The sequence below is a fragment of the Streptomyces sp. NPDC001927 genome (assembly GCF_053594455.1).
Window position 1 is genome coordinate 230,668 of sequence record NZ_JBSFEN010000006.1, and the last position, 14,040, is coordinate 244,707.

General features: G+C 67.5%; 16 protein-coding genes. 8 read left to right on the forward strand and 8 right to left on the reverse strand.

Going from position 1 to position 14,040, the window contains the following annotated elements:
* Window positions 1-13: 13 nt before the first annotated feature.
* The 5 genes from ACWCO8_RS18205 to ACWCO8_RS18225 form a co-directional block, all read right to left on the reverse strand.
* Window positions 14-880, reverse strand: a complete 867-nt coding sequence (locus ACWCO8_RS18205) for an ATP/GTP-binding protein (protein WP_451033048.1) — start codon at window positions 878-880, stop codon at window positions 14-16.
* Entirely contained in the window at window positions 874-1,470 is a 597-nt protein-coding gene (locus ACWCO8_RS18210; RefSeq protein ID WP_451033049.1) for a hypothetical protein, read from the reverse strand. Before ACWCO8_RS18210 ends, ACWCO8_RS18205 begins: the two co-directional genes overlap by 7 nt.
* Before the next feature lie 662 nt (window positions 1,471-2,132).
* The gene (locus tag ACWCO8_RS18215; RefSeq protein ID WP_451033050.1) at window positions 2,133-2,579 is read right to left on the reverse strand and encodes an NAD(P)H-dependent glycerol-3-phosphate dehydrogenase; all 447 of its coding nucleotides are present in this window, start codon (window positions 2,577-2,579) and stop codon (window positions 2,133-2,135) included.
* Window positions 2,580-2,702: 123 nt separating this feature from the next.
* Window positions 2,703-2,918 (reverse strand): DUF397 domain-containing protein, encoded by a 216-nt coding sequence (locus ACWCO8_RS18220; protein ID WP_451033051.1) that lies wholly within the window; start codon window positions 2,916-2,918, stop codon window positions 2,703-2,705.
* Window positions 2,918-3,754, reverse strand: a complete 837-nt coding sequence (locus ACWCO8_RS18225) for a helix-turn-helix domain-containing protein (RefSeq protein ID WP_451033052.1) — start codon at window positions 3,752-3,754, stop codon at window positions 2,918-2,920. Before ACWCO8_RS18225 ends, ACWCO8_RS18220 begins: the two co-directional genes overlap by 1 nt.
* A gap of 396 nt (window positions 3,755-4,150) precedes the next feature.
* Here ACWCO8_RS18225 and ACWCO8_RS18230 point away from each other — a divergent pair, with 396 nt between their 5' ends.
* From ACWCO8_RS18230 to ACWCO8_RS18265, 8 genes are all read left to right on the forward strand, one after another.
* The gene (locus ACWCO8_RS18230) at window positions 4,151-5,017 is read left to right on the forward strand and encodes an ATP-binding protein (RefSeq protein WP_451033053.1); all 867 of its coding nucleotides are present in this window, start codon (window positions 4,151-4,153) and stop codon (window positions 5,015-5,017) included.
* A gap of 89 nt (window positions 5,018-5,106) precedes the next feature.
* Window positions 5,107-5,562, forward strand: coding sequence for a hypothetical protein (locus ACWCO8_RS18235; RefSeq protein WP_451033054.1), 456 nt, complete (start codon window positions 5,107-5,109; stop codon window positions 5,560-5,562).
* Window positions 5,563-5,825: 263 nt separating this feature from the next.
* Window positions 5,826-6,140, forward strand: a complete 315-nt coding sequence (locus ACWCO8_RS18240) for a hypothetical protein (RefSeq protein WP_451033055.1) — start codon at window positions 5,826-5,828, stop codon at window positions 6,138-6,140.
* 462 nt (window positions 6,141-6,602) lie between these two features.
* Window positions 6,603-6,896, forward strand: a complete 294-nt coding sequence (tgmA, locus tag ACWCO8_RS18245) for a putative ATP-grasp-modified RiPP (RefSeq protein ID WP_451033056.1) — start codon at window positions 6,603-6,605, stop codon at window positions 6,894-6,896.
* Entirely contained in the window at window positions 6,893-7,840 is a 948-nt protein-coding gene (gene tgmB / locus ACWCO8_RS18250) for an ATP-grasp ribosomal peptide maturase (protein ID WP_451033057.1), read from the forward strand. Before tgmA ends, tgmB begins: the two co-directional genes overlap by 4 nt.
* Entirely contained in the window at window positions 7,837-8,949 is a 1,113-nt protein-coding gene (gene tgmC / locus ACWCO8_RS18255; RefSeq protein WP_451033058.1) for an ATP-grasp peptide maturase system methyltransferase, read from the forward strand. Before tgmB ends, tgmC begins: the two co-directional genes overlap by 4 nt.
* 374 nt (window positions 8,950-9,323) lie before the next feature.
* A complete protein-coding gene (locus ACWCO8_RS18260) occupies window positions 9,324-9,503 on the forward strand; it encodes a hypothetical protein (protein WP_451033059.1) in 180 nt (59 codons plus the stop codon).
* 198 nt (window positions 9,504-9,701) lie between these two features.
* Window positions 9,702-10,073: a hypothetical protein gene (locus ACWCO8_RS18265; protein ID WP_451033060.1), complete on the forward strand. Its 372-nt coding sequence runs from the start codon at window positions 9,702-9,704 to the stop codon at window positions 10,071-10,073.
* 89 nt (window positions 10,074-10,162) lie between these two features.
* Here the strand turns inward: ACWCO8_RS18265 and ACWCO8_RS18270 are convergent, their stop codons facing one another.
* From ACWCO8_RS18270 to ACWCO8_RS18280, 3 genes are read right to left on the reverse strand one after another with little or no spacing between them, the layout of a single operon-like run.
* On the reverse strand, window positions 10,163-11,122 hold the full coding sequence (locus ACWCO8_RS18270; protein ID WP_451033061.1) for a replication-relaxation family protein: 960 nt from the start codon (window positions 11,120-11,122) through the stop codon (window positions 10,163-10,165).
* A 15-nt stretch (window positions 11,123-11,137) separates the two neighbouring features.
* Window positions 11,138-13,312 carry an ATP/GTP-binding protein gene (locus ACWCO8_RS18275; protein WP_451033062.1) on the reverse strand — a complete coding sequence of 725 codons (2,175 nt, stop codon included), beginning with the start codon at window positions 13,310-13,312 and terminating at the stop codon, window positions 11,138-11,140.
* Window positions 13,309-13,845, reverse strand: coding sequence for a hypothetical protein (locus ACWCO8_RS18280; RefSeq protein ID WP_451033330.1), 537 nt, complete (start codon window positions 13,843-13,845; stop codon window positions 13,309-13,311). Before ACWCO8_RS18280 ends, ACWCO8_RS18275 begins: the two co-directional genes overlap by 4 nt.
* Between the last annotated feature and the right edge of the window lie 195 nt (window positions 13,846-14,040).

A 14,040-nucleotide genomic window follows, 5' to 3' on the forward strand; every position in this document is an offset into this window, starting at 1 on the left:
TGCAGAGGAAGTTCTAGTTCAGGACCTGGACTTCAGCGACGGTGACGTCCACGGAGCTGGTGCGAACCTCGGTCAGCTGGCCTGTCTGACCGCTGCTGGCTGTCCAGTCGATCGTCCAGGTGGACGTCGCCGTCACGTGGAACTTCCCGGACGTAGTAGTCGAGGACGGCGTGCTGTAGCGGTGACCGCAGTCCGGCGACGGCCTCTTGCCGTACTCCGCCTTGTAGGGAGTTCCCGGCGTCGTACAGGTGACCGACTTCCCGTCGCCCATGGTCCACACGATCTTCAACACGTTCGCGGTCGCCACCACAGTGACGCCGCCTGCGGACGCGCTGGCTGTGTTCGGTCCGAAAGTTTCCGGTCCCCGCTCGGTCCACAGGTAGACCGGCATGCCGACCACCCCCTCGCCGCCCGGTTCGGGCGTGATCCCGATCTCCGGGCCACGCAACAGCATCTTGTCGAGCGCCCGCTGGGCCAGCACCGCTGGGTCGCCAATAGTTGGCCCGGGTACCGTTGATGCCCAAATGGTGCCGATTGTGGCGCCCTCATGCCCGCCATTGCACTCGCGTTGGTAGACCGCTCCGTCTCCGGGCGCGTGGCCTTCCCAGAGGATGCTCTCTGGAGCGGGTTGCGGTTCGAGCTTCTTGTATGTGCACACCGGTTCATTGCTAGCGCTCCCGCTGCTGCCGCCTGCCTGACCACCGACGGAGCCGCCGGGCTTCCCTGCTGGCTTGCCGGGTACTTCCACCTCAACGCAGACGAACTTTTGGCAGCCACTGGCCCCGCTGTTCGGGCCGTCGGCGTAAGCCAGCTGGGCGAGCGCCATCACAGTCGCGGCAGCGGCCAGAGTCATGGGCGCGGCAGCCCAGCGGGTCAGCATGCCTTCCCCTGCGGCTCGTCCTTGATGACCTTCCAACCGTCGGGCCAGCGCTCAACGGTCGAGACAATGACGTATTTGGTCAGCCGCTTCGCCGGCAGAGTGATTGGCTTCTTGGTCGAGGATTCGACGACGATCCAGCGAGAGACGTCAAGGCAGCTGGAGAGTGTCGTGGTCAAGGTCTTCCGGCTTGTGTCCAGGTTCGTGACAGTTGGCCTCTCAACGTTGACCTCCCCGACAATGAGGTTGCCCTTGGCGTGCGTCTCCTTGACGTCCTTCTCTGCGCTGATCAATGCGGTTGCTGCCGCGTACTGCTTCAGGTTGGACGCCTTTCCCAGGGGGTTGGCGTAGAGCTTCGCCATCTCCTGCCAGTAGGCCTCGTAGGTGGCGATGGCTTCTTTCTTCGCAACCTCTGTGGAGTCCGGCGGACTCGATTCCGAGGTGGCGACTGACGGGGCTTGCGACGTTGGCCCGTTGGTCTCGGGCGATTCCGTGTTGCTGGTACACCCAGCGGCAGCGAAGACCGCGCTCGCCGCCAGAAACGCCACGATCCCTCGTGCGCGGTTTCGGGTGCGAACTGAGATGTGCTTCATACGCCCGCTCGCCTTCACAGCGCCTCCCCCGTACAGCTGCGGTCATCCAGTCTCACCTGCACGGACCACGCCGTCAGTGTCGCGTCACGTCCCAGGCGCAATTGGTCCAGCGGCATACGTTACGCAAAGAACGCTGAACTACACATCCAGTTACGGCAGTTCTTCGCCACGCCGGATCACGATATCGCCGCAATTGTGCACAGTGACTCAAATCTGAAGCCGAGTTCACTTGGGCATCGCCGTCGATATCGCAGTCTCCACGTACACCACGCGAGCCCGAGGCGTTGGTCGCCGCGACGGCCCGGGGACGGCGATCGTCTTTGGGGGCAACACTGGCAACGCAACGACCCTGAATGCGGAGCCCCTATCGCCCCCATCCAGGTCGCCTCCCCGTGCCGCCGGTCGCCGCCCCCCGTACTGTCAGGTTGGTGGCTCCGCCCCCGATGGGCGGACCCCTTTGGGGTGGCTCCGCGTACTTCGCACGGCGCGGGGCCACCCCCGTCGTGTCCATCGGCGCTCGGGTTTCGGGCTGCGGCTCATCGCCCATTCGCTGCATCGGACGCGATGAGGACGGCGGTCACGACGGACGTGATGGACATGTCGACGCCGCGCCCATGGGCCAGGGCGAAGATCGAGCCGAAGGAGGCGACTCTATTGATGGTCTAGCCGGTGGCGGCCATGGCTTCGGCCACCATTAGCCCTCGGCCGAGGTGCTCGCCGAAGGAGCGGTTGCGGCACAGCGGTAAACAGCATGTGGCGATGAGGTCGCCTGCTCCGAGGCCGGCAGTGTGGAGGTCGGCCCCTAGGGTCTCGCCGCCGAGGCAGGCGGCTTCGGGGAGCCACGCTCCGCCAGCCTGGTGACCGACGGACGGCACGTCTCCTCCGAAGGCCTCCGCGCTGGAGACGCCACCGACCTTGCCCAGAACGGCACCACCGACGACGAACTCGAACGCACCGGCCGCCGGCGGCGGGGTCCCGAACTCCCCCTCTCCCCCGCACGGAAAATGTACGTCCGGCTCAGGCTGCGCAACGATCCCTTCGAGAAGGTGCCTGTACACGCGCCCACCCAGGAGTACGCCCTCCCGACAGAGTGCGAAGGCCTCGCCCACGCGTAGCCGATCGTTCAACTGTCAGACCTGTTGGGTAGGCTCGCGAAGCCCTGCGGGTACAGATGTACAAAGGTCCGGCTTCCCCCTCAGTGGCGTAAGGGAAGCCGAACCTTCCATTCTCGGCTATGCGCTGAAGGTGCCCGCCTTCACGGCGGACACGAATCCGGCGAACGCGGTCGAAGCGACGACGAAGGCGGGCCCGTTCAGCTCCTTGGAGTCGCGGACACCGACCGACGCCCCGAGGGCAGCGACCTCGATGCAGTTGTTGCCGTTGCCGCTGAAGGACGACTTGAACCAGGCGTTGGCTGACGCGAGGTCCAGGGATTTGATGTGGGCCATTATCGAATCTCTCGGGCTAGTTGGTGCAGGAAAACCGGCGTGTCTCCGACAGGGAGCGCGCCATCCCGCAGGGCATCGAACCTGCGGGAGAATGACCAGACCTCAGTGTCCTTGTCGCTGAGGTTGGAAGCGCCATCGGGCAAGTCCATCTGTACGACGGTGGGGAGGTTGCCCTCGAACTCCATCAGGGTGAAGTCGAAGTTCGATCGGTACGTGGCCGCGCTCAGCGGCAGCACCTGAATGGTCACGTTGTCATAGGCAGCGACCTTGACGAGATGTTCGATCTGCTCACGCATGACCTCCGGGCCGCCCATGTTCCGTCGGAGTGTCGCCTCGCACAAGATGGCTCGGATCTCGACCGGGTTCTCCCGTGTCAGGATCTCCTTGCGCTCCATACGCAGCGCCACGCCACGCTCTACGAACTCGGTCGTCTTCTCCTCGACCAGCTTGCCCGTCTGGAACACGGCGCGCGCGTAGTTTTCCGTCTGGAGCAGCCCGAAGACAACGTCCGGCTGCCACGCCCTTATGGTTCGTGCGCCGTCCTCCAGGCCAACGTACATGGCCATGCCCGAAGGCAGTGTGCGCGCGAACGTCGACCACCATCCGCGGTTGAGGCTGTCTTTGTGGATAGCGACGAGGAACTCAACGTCGTCCGGGTCGGTCACGCCGTAACGCTCCAGCACCGCGACGAGATCAGCGGCTCGACGGAAGGCTGACGTGCCCTTCTCGACTCGGTACAGCTGCGAGTCAGAGATGTCGAGTCCCTGCACAGCGTCCTTGAGGCTGGTGAAGCCGGCCTGCCTACGAAGGCGCTCCAGCTCTATGCCGAGCTGCATGCGTCGAACGGTGGGTCCGGTCGGGGCCGCCACGTGGTCGCCTCCTCCTGCGAGTCCAGTCGTCGATTCTGCCCGGAGTCCATCGTCAAGGGTGGAGAGTCCTCCGAACTCGGGAGAGAGTCTCTCGGGTTGACGTGCGTGTGCAGCGGATCTGGGCGTCAGTCCTGAGTGTGCCACCGCAAGCCCTCCTTGCACAGAGAGTCCCGTGAGCGTTGGCATATGCCAGCTCAAGTGAAATCTTCACTTGCGCTTGCAAGGGAACTCTCGCATGGGTCAACGTAGTTGTGCCACGGCGCCGCGTGACCTTGAGCAGTCGGCCACCGACCTCGCAACGCCATCCGCCGTGACGTCCCTTACTGCCTGGCTGGAGGTTGAGAAGTGGCATCCCGCGCTCTGATGCACATGGAGAACACTCGAACGGCCCTCGACTTGTCGATTGCCCGGCGTCCCAGCCGCGCATCCACAGAGCTGTCCGAGTCGGACGCGCTCTGGCCCGGGAGACTCCGGCAGGTCGTCCGCGCCAGCTTTACGCGCTGGGGCTGCGTAGACGTTGTCGAAACGGCTGAGCTGCTTCTTACGGAGCTGTTGACCAACGCCCTGCGACACGCCACCGGCCCGGACGTGCGCGTACGCGTCTACCTCTGCGATGACCAGTGTGTGATCGAGGTCAACGACGGTTCCCCCCGCCGCCCGGAACTACGGAACGCTGGCGTCGACGAGGAGAGCGGCCGCGGGCTCCTCCTCGTCGACGCTATGGCTGACTCATGGGGCACGAGCGACGACGGCACCACGACCTGGTGCGCCATCCCCCTCACCGAAAGAACCCACGAGATGGCCCTTGCCGCGCCACCCGCACAGGTCTTACACGAGACGGCTCTGCCGCTCCCGCCCAACAGCAACGCGATCGGCGCCGCCCGGGTCAACGCGAGAACGCTGCTCACGATCATGGCTTGGCCCGGCCCCCACAACGCCGCCGTGGACGTTCTGCACGTGCTCGTCCGCAACGCCGTAGAACACGGTCTCGCCGAGACGAGCGCCGGCCGGAGGCTGGAGGCATGGCTCCGGATCAACGAGCGCCTCGAACTCCTCATCGACGTCCAGGACCACACCCCGGACTTTCCACGCTTCGACGAGGCTGTCCGAGGCGAGCTGGGCCGCGGCCTGTGGGGGGCGCAGCGTCTCGGTGCCGAGCTCTCGTGGTTTCCCGATGGCCAGGGCAAGACCGTGCGTGCCACGCTGCGGCCGTGCCCGGTGGATCTGTGACCGCGCGCGCTGCCGTGACAGCCGATACCGCGAGGATGATGCAGTCCCTCGTCCACGCCGCTGGCGGACCTGGGGTGCCGGCGGCCGACATGGCTGACCTCGCCGAGGTTCTCCGCAGTCTCCTGGGAGTTGCCGCATGCCAGGACACGGGTGTCCGCTTGGGCGGCAATCTCTTCGACGTCGTCGTCACCAGCTCCGGTGTGCAGGCCCGTGCTGTGGCCGTCCTCATGGACGAGGTTCAGGGCGGATGCGGCCCCGTCGTGGAGGACACGAGGGATGGCCTCTTCTACTGGTTCGTTCCTCCTGGGGCCTCCGGCCGGTGGGAACCGCACACGCACGCCGTGTGCGTCGGCGCACCCTTCAAGATCACGCTGCCTTCGCTGAACGCCACGACACCGCCGAGCGAGCCGGGCCCGTATTGGTTCCGGCCCTCGGCGAGTGACCGCCTCGTCCCAACCGCCCCGCTCTGGGAGGCCCTGGCTGAACTCCGGCCTGAGCCGACGCCGCATGCCGCGTTCGCGGAGCGCCTCGGCATGACTCCCTGAACCCCGTGTCAGCAGCGACCATGCCGAAGCTGCCCGACACGGGCTCACCCCCTGGTGCCGGAGCGGATCTGGCTTGGACACCGGGGGTGCCCTCCCTGCAGCCCACGACTACAGAACAGTGACTCCGGATGCCTCTCCTGACCCCGCCATGGCCAACTCGGGCCGGCCGTCTCGCCGCGTTACGGCGCACTCAGCGCCGCGACGCCATTATCAACGCGCGCATGGCCGGGCGGCGGCCGACAGTCCTTCTCTACACGACGAGCATGACAGTCCGGCCATTCCTTGCGGACTACGCCCAGTCGCGCGGCTGGCGGATCGGCGAGGACGAGTACTTCGATCACCCCGGCCACGCCAGAGGGCTCGCCATGGCCTGCTCCGCGACCGATTCGCCGATCGTCGACGGCATCCTCACCCTCGACCGCCGCATGCTGCCCGCCAGCACCGACACCTACGAGCGGACTCTGCGGCTCCTCGGCGGCAACAACGCCTTCCTCGAGTTCGTGCCCCCGTCCCTCGCGGGCCTGGCAGGAGAGCGCCCTTCGTGCTCCCGCGACGGGGAGAGGGCCTGGCAGCCGTGAGAATCGCGATCGCAGAACGCGGTGTCGCGTACGCCAACCCGGAACACGACGCCATCAGCCGGGACCTCGTCGGCACAACGGGCACGGTCTGGGAGGGCGTACGGACCGCGATCCGGCCCATGTGCGCGGGCGCGGCCATGTCCCCCAGCTCTGCCCCCGGCTACGGGACGGCCGCGTCGAGCGGTGCGTTCGTGAGGCTGATCAGAGCGGCTTCCGTGGCACGCTCCGCCCCCGCCCCAGCCAACCGCTCCCCCGATCCCGACGGCTGGCGCTCGACAACTCTCCGGACATCGCGTTCGTCGTCGCCTGCCCGTTCGTCCGAGAGCTACGCCGCATCACTGTGATCCCCCGTGCCGATTCGGGGACCCCACAAGACTCGCCGATTCGTCTCCCGATGGGCTGACGACCGGCGTCGGGGCAGCCGCCCCCAACGATGCACGTTACCTTCGACCAAGGAGAAGCATGTTCGCCCACTCCGATCGTCTCCCGACCAGTTCGCCCGTTCCGCAGGGTCTCGTCACTCCGGCCCCGTGGGGTGTGGGCCGTATGGCGCCCTATCCGACCATGGCGCCCGTGCACAGCTCCGTCAGGCTCGACCCCGACACCCAGACCGCGGTGTTCTTCGACCAGAGCGGCGCGGTGATGGAGATGCCCGGTCACGGCACCTCGACCGGCACTTCCCCCGCGACGGGCACCAGCCCGGACGGGAACGGCTCCACCCAGGACGAGGACTCCGGGAGTGACAACGACCAGTGACTGATACGCGTCCGGTGTTGGTCGTCACCAGCCTGTACGACCCCACCGCCGACGTGGTGATCAGCGAGCTGCACGACCGGGGTGTCCCGGTCGTGCGGCTCGACTCGGGGGACTTCCCCGCATCACTGTCGGTGGAGGCCGAGATCACCGAGCACGGGATCCGGGGACAGCTCGTCACCCCCTCCCGCGCCGCCGACCTGGCGGGCGTGCGGTCCTTCTACTACCGCCGCCCTACCGGCTTCGCCTTTCCACACCTGCGCGACCAGGACGCGCGCTTCGCCGTCACACAGGCGCGCTACGGGCTCGGCGGCGTACTGGCATCGCTCCCCGCATGCCTCTACGTCAACCACCCACACCGTATCGGCGACGCCGAGTTCAAGCCCTCCGGTCTCGCGGCCGCCGTCGAGGCCGGCTTCCTCGTCCCGCCCACCCTCATCACCTCCAGTGCCGACGCAGCACGGGCGTTCGTGAGACGGCACGAGTCCGTCGTCTACAAACCGCTTCACAATCCCGTCTACCTGGTCGACGGCATCTCCAACGTCGTCAAGATCGCCGAAGTGGCGGCCGCCGACATCGACGACAGTGTGTCCGGCACGGCGCACCTCTTCCAGCAGCGGGTACCCAAGACCGCCGACGTACGTGTCACCGTCATCGGAGAGCACGTGTTCAGCGTCCGGATCGAGTGTGACCTCCTGGACTGGCGAACCGACTACAGCCGGCTCACCTACACCGTCGTAGAAGCTCCGGCAGGGATCCGGCGTGCGCTGCGCCGGTACCTGGACCACTTCGGGCTCGTCTTCGGCGCTTTCGATTTCTGTGTTGGCGAGGACGGGGGATGGTGGTTCCTGGAGTGCAACGCGTCCGGCCAGTGGTACTGGCTGGAGACCGAGACTGGCCTGCCCATGTGTGCAGCGCTGGCTGACCTGTTGGAGAGGAAGCCGTGACCGACCGGGCTCAGCAACTTCGCACACAGCTCCTGAACGAGCTCACGGCAGGCGCCAGCCTGCGCTCCGACGGGTGGAAGGCAGCGTTCGCCACCGTGGCCCGGCACGACTTCCTGCGTGGTGGGTTCTTCCGACACGCCGGTGGCTCGGCCTGGGAGCCGGTGCTGCAGGACGATCACGGATGGCTCGAGGCCTGCTACCGGGACGAGTCTCTGGTGACGCAGATCGCGGGCACGATCCTCCCGCAGGACGTCCGCGGCCAGATCATGAGGGAGCCGACCAGTTCCAGCACCCTGCCGTCCCTCGTCCTGCGGATGCTTGAGGATCTCCAGGTCGAACCCGGAATGCGTGTTCTGGAGATCGGCACCGGCACCGGGTACTCCACCGCCCTCCTCGCCACACGGCTAGGAAACGACCTCGTCACCTCCGTCGAATACGACAGCGGCGTTGCCGGCAGGGCCGGGGCAGCCCTTCGGGAACAGGGCATCCACCCGGCGCTGGTCACCGGAGACGGGCTACTCGGGCACGCAGACGGGGGCCCGTACGACCGAATCATCGCGACCTGCGGTATCAAGACCGTGCCCCTGGCCTGGAGTGAGCAGACCCGGCCTGGCGGACTGATCCTCGCCGCCATCGGCGGCTGGCTCCACTCCTCGGAACTCACCCGCCTGACCGTCCACGAAGACGGCACAGCCTCCGGCCCGCTACTGGGAGGGCAGGTGAGCTTCATGCTCGCCCGACCGCAGTCACCTCCCCCGCTCGGCCTGCTCCCCGACCTAGGGGCTGGCACGGAGCGGCCAACGAGCATCGGCGCCGACGTCCTGAATGACTGGAACTCCCGCTTCATCGCTCAGTTCGCCGCCCCGAACGCCCAGCGGCTCACGCTCAGCCGGGATGGTCACACCGAGCACGTCCTGATCGACGTCCTCTCCGGATCGTGGGCTGCGGTCTACGAGGAAGCCGGGCGATGGATCACCCGCCAGGATGGTCCGGACCGTCTCTGGGACGCCGTGGAGGAACAGCTCGGCCGCTGGCACACAGCCGGGAAGCCCACCATCGAGAAGGCCACCATCACGGTCACCGCACAAGGCCAGACCCTCAGCTGGTGACTCCGTCGAAGGGCCCGCTCATTCGCCTCATGGCCGATGAGCGGGCCCTTCTGGCATGTAGAGGTGTAACACACGCGGCCGTTGACGTTCCGGCAGTCAAGGGGGTTGTGCATTGTGCCACCCCTCAGTGAACCGAACCGAGGACCACGACAGCCCCCTCTGGCCAGAGACCAACCGCTCCCACTTGCCGGAAGGCCTGTTCCCATGGCTGGAGCCCGCAGCGGGTCCTGCCCCTGCCAGGAAGCGTCACACCCGGCACCCCGGCCCACGCCTTCCGGCTCCTCGACGAAAACGCCTCAGTAACCCGCCCCTCAGAGCCCGCCGCCGACCGCGCCCGCCCGCGACAGACAAGAGACCTCTCGCACGTGTGGGTCGTGACCACGGAGGTCGAAGTCACCCTGCGGGTCGCGAGCTTCGTCGACTACCGAGCAAGCTTCAAGGCCACCGAGGGGCAGCACGTCTATGCCCTTCAGGTGTACTCCAGAGGCTGCCGCCGCCGGTACTACGAGGTTCGCTGCCACGACTGCGCCGCCAAGATCGACACACGCACCTGATCGGAAGCGACCAGACCCATCATGCGAACAGGAGGATCCCCCTCCCCCGACGCACGCGGGATCCCCGGCGGCACAATCCACCGGCGCACATCGACACAATGAACGGGGTCTCCCGCCCCGAGAGCTCACCGTGTGGCACTAGGTCGTTTCCTTCGGATCACCTTCAACGGCCTTGTCTGCCCTGGATACGGTGACGCCATGACGACACTCCTGCGGCACCCTCGACCCGGATTCCTGTGGGATTGGTGGGCAGTGGACGCTCACGGCTTCCTCGTGCAGTTCAGTGGCGGGCCTGCTCCTGAGCATCTACTGGTGCGTCTGGATCGTGTCGACGCTGCGGCTGCGTGGGCCGAGGAGAACTGTCCGGCATGGTTCAACGATGCTCCCCCATCGCTTCACGCTTTCAGCTGCAATGGCGAGCTGCCGGTCTACACCCGCAACAGCGTCCCGGACTCCCCGTTGCGGCTGTCCGACACCCCGGCAGCCATCGCAGACGTTGCGGCCCTGGTTGAACTACACAAGGCGGTGGGAGACACCTGGACGGTGTACCTCGACGAGGGATGGGTCTAGGTGGCCGCAGTCACCTGGCTGACCAGATGAAGATGGCGGCGACGTGGGAAAGCGCAGGTGAGCTCCGTGAAGCGCGGAAGGTCGTCGATCTAGAGGTGCTTTCGGGAGCAATCAGGCTGCGAGAGCGACGGGCGTAGCCAGGCGTCAGTGGGCTCGGCGGGTCCGAGGATCGGGGTGAAGATTGATTCGAATGGGCCGCGGTGCTGAAGCTGGCCGAGGGTGGTAACGCCGGCGCGCAGGCCGGTGTTGGTGAGTGTGGGGTCGCTGGCGGCGAGGCTGCGCAGGTCGGCGATCCGGCGGGCGAGGCGTTCTTCGGGGGCACCGGTCAGGATGAGCAGGAGTCGGGGGTATGCGGGGTAGCGGCTTCGCCACGCTTGTGCCGTGGACTGGCGTCGAGTCCCGCGGGGTGCTCTTGCGCCTTGGGGCTGGGGTGCGTAGGTGTTGTACGCGGCGTAGGCGTGGAGCTTCTGGGCGAGGCGGGCGATCGTCATCTGGGTGCGGTCGACCTCGATGAAGAATGTGAGCAGGGTGCGCTGCTTGCCCTGGGTGTGGACGTAGTTGAGGACGGCGTCGGGGACAAGGCTCAGCTCCTCTCCTGGGCGGGATTCGTCGCGGTAGTAGTGGGCGATCTCGGGCGACCAGTCGAGTGGTTCGCATTCGTGGGATAGGTGGCGTGCGTGCTCGACGAACGCGGCGCCTGTGTCGACGACGGCGAGGGTGTGTTCCTGGAGTGGGCCGAGCGCGGCTTCTGGGCTCATCCGGTACGGGCGCTGCTGCAGCAGGCCGACGGCTTCGACGGCGTGTGCTCCCTTTTCGGTCAGCCACCACAGGAGTTCGGTCTGGCCAGTGGCGCGTCGGCCGACGACGCCGGCGTATCCGGCTTCGCGGAGGGTGTGGAGCTGTCGGCGGAGGTACTCGGTGCGTGTGTGGTGCGGGGTGATGAGCCGGTGGAGTTGCCGGGTGGAGACCAGGCGGTGCTGGTAGAGGACCTGGGCGGCCTGCTGGGCGATCTTTCCCAGCCCGGTGGGGGCGGACTGCGGGTAGGGCATGGGTAGGCTTCCGTTCTAGTCGATGACGCTGGTGGGGTCGCCTGCGCTTGCTGAGCCCGGGCGCCGTCCGGTGTGGTGGGCGAGGACGGTGCCGTCGAGGACCTCCAGGCCTGTGAGGATGTCGCTCAGCGGGCGGCGATTGAGGTTGGTGTCGATCGCCTGGTCGAGGGCGGCGACGCCGTCGGGGTTGTTGTAGTGCGCGAAGACTTCGTCGACGGGCAGGCCGCGGACCCGGAAGGGCGTGGTCCTGGTGCCGTTGAGGTTCACGGACATCACGTAGTGGTACTTCGGGAGTTCGGTGATCGTCTCCGGTGAGACGTGCCCGTTCCACCGCTTGGCGACGAAGGCGGCCTCGTCGTAGTCGGCGGCGCAGGTCGACAGCCAGCTCTGGTTCTGCAGGAGGGCCTGGCGGGTGATGGCGGAGAGCCGGAGCGCCATCTGGGTCATGCCGATGAAGCGGACCTCGTACTTCCTGAGTTGCTCGGCGATGGCGGCGAGGAAGCCCTTGCTGGAGGAGTCGAGTGCGGTGAGTTCGTCGCCCCAGGCCCAGAAGGTGTTCCTCTGCTCGCGGGGGGTGTCCTGCCGGGAGAGGCCGGCGCGGTGCAGGTCGTGGATGAGCAGGCAGTTGACCAGGGCGTCGCTCTCGCTGCCGGAAGGGCAGACGAAGACGACCTTGCTGGTGTTCATGGCGTGGCGGACGTCGTAGGCGGAGCGAGGGCTGCCGAAGAACCCCTGAAGGCTCTGACTGGTGTCGAGGCGGTCGATGGCGTAGGTGACGGTCGGCACGGCGTCCGGGCCCAGCTTGGTGAACGTGGTCTCCCAGTAGGCGCGGACGCGGTCCGGGAGCCTGGGCAGGAGCTGCTCGCGCCAGTCCTCGTCGGTTAGCCAGGTGCGGATCTGGAACAGGGTGCACTGCGCCTCCGGGTGGCCGGACTGGACGGCTTGGAGGTTGAGCAGGGCCAGGGCCTGAGAAGCGCGGGCCAGGATCGTACGGGCGCGGGGAGCGTTGTCGCCCCAGTCCTGGGCCGCGGCGATGCCCTCGGTGACAGAGCGGACGATGTCCTGGACGTCGGGGAGGGCGCGGCCCTCCATCGACAGCGGGTTCCAGGAGACGACGAGCTGGTCGGGGTCAGCCTTGGCGAGGTTGATCTCCCAGAGCCTGTCGGCGATCTCCGGGTGCGCCAGGTACGGTTTCGCCCGGGCCCACCCCTCCCCGTGAGGGTCGAGAAACCAGCAGCCGTATCCGGAGTGGGCCATCGCGATGCACTGGACGAGGGCCTCCTCTGTCTTACCGTGGCCGGCCTTGCCTAGCTGGAGACCGAAGAGGAGGTCCTCCACCCGGGCCGCCGCGATCCGCTCGCGGCCGTCGGGGTAGACGACCGCGCCGAGCGGGATCAGGTCGCGCTGCCCGGTGTAGGCGGGGAGGTCGGCCGGGGCCGGCGGGACCAGACCTTCCGTGCGGACCACGCTGGACGCGGTGCACTTCACCGTCGGCGGCTTGAGCCATCCGGCCAGTTCAGGCACAGTCAGCCACTGTCGGCGACGCGGCGCGAATTCCCCGCTCCCGAACCGGCGCTCGAACCGGCCGATCGCCCAACGGCGGGGCCGGTGGACCTTGAGGTAGTTCTCGCCCGAGGTCATCGACAGGGCCGTGATCAACTGGTTCATCCGGGCCAGGGCCAGCTGCGGTTGGGCTGCTTCGGTGCGCAGCAGGATCTGCACAGCGAACACCGCCCCGGCGGCGGGTGCGAACTTTCCGACTCCGTCACGCAGGTCGGTCTGCCGCGGGATCCGCTTGGAGCGGTTGGAGGCGCCAGCGCCGCCGGACCAGGCGGAGGTCATCGAGCCCCAGTAGCCGCCTCCGCCGAGGCCGCCGGTGAGGCGCTCGCCGTACGCGGACGGCCCCCGGCGGGCGGCCCGGGCTATCAGACCGCGCCGACGACGCGCCAGGCGACGCTCGGAGACCGGGACCAGGTCGAAGGTGGCCTCGGCCTTCTCCCCGTCCTCGGTGCGTACAGAAGCCATGGCCGCGGCCAGCTGCTGGAGAGGATCAGGGCTCAGGCCGAGCGAGGCGAGGGCTTTGTAGTCGGGCAGCCCCAGGGTGAGCTCGGCGCGATGCACGTACCGGCGCGCCCGGCTCTGTGAGGTGGTCGCGTGGGCCGGCTTGGCGAGGGAGATGACGGTGGTCACGGCGTTCCTCCCCGGCCGGAGAAGCGGACCGGTCGGATATCGGCCTGGCCGTGCTGGGTTCGGACCTCAACCTCAGCGAAGCCGGGCATGGCCACGATCGCGGCCGCGGCGGCCGGGCCTTCGATGTAGCAGCGCATCCTTCCCTCCACGGCGGTGTACCGCAGACGCACCGCGGATCCGCGGGCCGGGACACCGGCAGCGGCGTAGTGCACCCGCCCGAGCTGGCGGGCCCACCGGCCCACTTCACCTTCAGTGGGGTCGAAGGTGGCTGTCGGGATCACCTCAACCTGAACCCGGTCGGCGAGCGCCCCCCTGACGAGCGCATCGCGCCGGGTCGTCCACCACACCCACACCGCCGCCCCAAGCACGCCGAGGGCAACGAGGTACGGCGCTGCCGCGCTCAGGACGGCCTGGAGCCGGGCGAGGAACTGCTCTACCGGCAGGTCCGTCATCATGTCGGCCGGACCGAGGTCGGCCGGGGCGGGGTGGTGTCGTGCACGGATCCTCCAGGTCGATGGGAAGAAGCCCTTCACCCGGGCCAAGTGGGAATTCGAGGCCGATCCAGACACCACACCCGAATGCTTTGCCATCCCTTGACGATTGAGGGGTGCTGGCGCGTCCGTCCGATGTCCGTTGTCATCCAGCGAGGCGTTTGACAGCGAACACAGTCGTTGCGGCTTCCTGGCCAGCGGCCAGCGAACCCAGTCGGCTGTCCCTGCCGAAGTGGA